The 1,733-nt window shown below is 68.3% G+C and carries 1 protein-coding gene; it reads left to right on the forward strand.

Annotated features, from left to right (window positions below; all coding sequences use genetic code 11):
* Positions 1-120: 120 nt before the first annotated feature.
* Positions 121-1,733 (forward strand): heavy metal translocating P-type ATPase (locus G554_RS15685; protein ID WP_051232819.1); only part of this gene is annotated, 1,613 nt, incomplete at its 3' end.

A 1,733-nucleotide genomic window follows, 5' to 3' on the forward strand; every position in this document is an offset into this window, starting at 1 on the left:
GATGATGTGGCTCATGATGCGGATGATGAACCACGGGGCCGATCACCACTGAGCCAAGAACCTCGCACCACGCGCCCACCAGCACCACAGAGCACCACCACTCAACGGACGAGGAAGACCATGACCAGCCCTACCCCACCCGACGAGCCCATCACGGCTGAAGGGGACTCCTTCACCTGCCCCATGCACCCCGAGGTCACCAGTGACCACCCTGGCCGCTGCCCCAAGTGCGGCATGTTCCTCCAACCGGACGGACAGCCCCCCGCGCCAGCAGCACACCAGCACACCCACCCCGGGCAGACTGCTGCCCACCAAGAGCACGGCGGGCAAAGCGCCCCGCCACCACAGGCCGACACCGGCCCACGCGATGGCGAATGGACCTGCCCCATGCACCCCGAGATCCGGCAGGATGGGCCGGGCGAGTGCCCGATCTGTGGCATGGCGCTCGAACCGGTCTCGGTGGGCGTCCACGACGGACCCAACCCAGAGCTGGCAGACATGCGCCGCCGTCTCCGCGTGGCAGCCGTGCTCAGCCTGCCCCTGGTGGTGCTGGCGATGGTCCCGGCCCTGGCCGTCGGGGCGTGGGTGCCCTGGGTCGAACTCGCGCTGTCCACCCCCGTGGTGTGGTGGGCCGGGTGGCCATTCTTCGCACGTGGCGCCCGATCAGTGGCCAGCCGGCACCTCAACATGTTCACCCTCGTCAGCCTCGGTGTGGGTGCCGCGTGGTTCTACAGTGTGGTCGCCGTCCTGGCCCCGGGGATCTTCCCGGCCATCATGCGTGATGACGGTGGCCGGGTCGGCGTCTACTTCGAGGCCACCGCCGTGATCATCACCCTGGTGCTGCTGGGGCAGGTACTCGAACTGCGGGCACGCGACCAGACCTCGGGTGCCATCCGCGCCCTGCTGGACCTGTCGCCAGCCACCGCGCACCGCATCAACCCCGACGGAGAAGAAGAGGAAGTGCCATCCGCGGACCTGCAGGTCGGCGACCATTGCCGGGTCCGCCCCGGTGAGAAGATCCCAGCAGACGGCATCGTGGTCGACGGCCACGCCTACGTCGACGAATCCATGATCACCGGCGAGCCGGTACCTGTTGACAAGAACCCCGGCGACCGTGTGATCGGCGGCACCATCACCAGCGGCGGCAGCCTGGTCATCGAGGCCACCGGCCTGGGCGCCGACTCGACCCTGGCCCGCATCGTCGACCTCGTGTCCCAGGCGCAACGTTCCCAAGCCCCCATCCAAGGGCTCGTCGACAAGATCTCCGCTGTGTTCGTGCCGGTCGTGATCGGCATCGCACTGATCACCTTCGCCGTCTGGGCCACTGTCGGGCCACAGCCCCGGCTACCGTTCGCGATCGTTGCTGCAGTGTCCGTGCTCATCATCGCCTGCCCTTGCGCGCTTGGCCTTGCCACACCCATGTCCATCATGGTCGGGGTTGGTCGCGGAGCCCGCGATGGCGTCCTGGTCAAGAACGCCGAAGCACTCGAACGACTGCAGAAGATCGACACCCTGGTGGTCGACAAGACCGGGACCCTGACCCAGGGCCATCCCAGCCTCGTCGACCAGAAGGTCGTCGCCGGCCACCACGCCGAGATCGTGCTGGCCATGGCGGCCGCTGTCGAGTCCGGGTCCGAACATCCCTTGGCCCGCGCGATCGTCGACGCGGCGCGAGAACGCGACGTCACCGTACCGACCGCCACTGCATTCACCGCCCACCCGGGTGGCGGCGT

It is taken from the genome of Acidipropionibacterium thoenii DSM 20276, from assembly GCF_000423445.1.
GTDB lineage: Bacteria > Actinomycetota > Actinomycetes > Propionibacteriales > Propionibacteriaceae > Acidipropionibacterium > Acidipropionibacterium thoenii.